Here is an 899-nt window from a genome sequence, read left to right on the forward strand (position 1 = left end):
CGCAACGCCGACTTCATGGAGCTGGTCGCGGAGCTGTTCGTCGTCCTGCTGGTCCTGCCGGCGCTGTTCGTCATCGTGCTCACGGTGATGAGCGTGCTCTCGCCGGGGCTCTCCACCGAGGTCGCGACGCCGCTGGGGCCCGTGACCAGGCGCGCCGTCGCGGTGTACGGCGCCGCGGCGTTCGTCCTCGCGGTCGGCGCGACCGCCGGCGCGCTCGTCTCGGATCTGCGCCCGGCCGACCAGCGGGTCGCCCACGAGGTGCCGCGCGACCTTGTGACCCTTCTCCGGTCGACGCCGACGAACCCCGCGGCCGCGGCGGTCGTGCTCGTCCCGGTCGGCCTCCTCGCACTCGGCGGGCTGCTCGCCGCCGGCGTCGACGCGGCGAACGCGACCCTCCTCGGGTACGCGGCGTACGCGGTCCCCGTCGGGGCCGTCGGCCTTCGACGGGGCCGCCTCGACGACGCGAAGGACCGGGAGATATCCGACTTCGTCCACGCCGTCGCCGGCCACGTCGCGCTCGGAAGGCCGCTGTCGGCCGCCGTCGAGCACGTCGCCGGCGACGTGGATCTGGGCCCGCTCTCGCCCGACGTGGCCGACCTCGCGTTCGCCCTCGGGGTCGCGACCGGGCGCGGCGAGGACCTCCGGACCGGGGCGCTGCGCCGGTTCACCGAGCGCGTGGGAACGCCGCTGGCCGCTCAGAGCATCGGCCTCGTCTCCGGCGCGCTCGACGCCGGCAGCGACGCCGAGGCGGTGTTCGAGACGCTCCAGACCGAGGTCGGGCGGCTCTACCACGAGAAGCGCGCCCTCCGCGCGAACATGCTGGTCTACGTCGTCGTCGGGTGGACGACCGCGCTGCTGGTCGTCGGCATCGTCGTCGCGGTGAACCTCACCGTCCTCGA

General features: G+C 74.7%; 1 pseudogene. It reads left to right on the top strand.

From position 1 onward, the window contains the following. Nucleotides 1–899, top strand: a pseudogene (locus tag ACQUQ1_RS22465) (type II secretion system F family protein); the annotation flags it as partial.

This window comes from Halobaculum sp. EA56 (assembly GCF_051195075.1).
Classification (GTDB): Archaea; Halobacteriota; Halobacteria; order Halobacteriales; family Haloferacaceae; genus Halobaculum.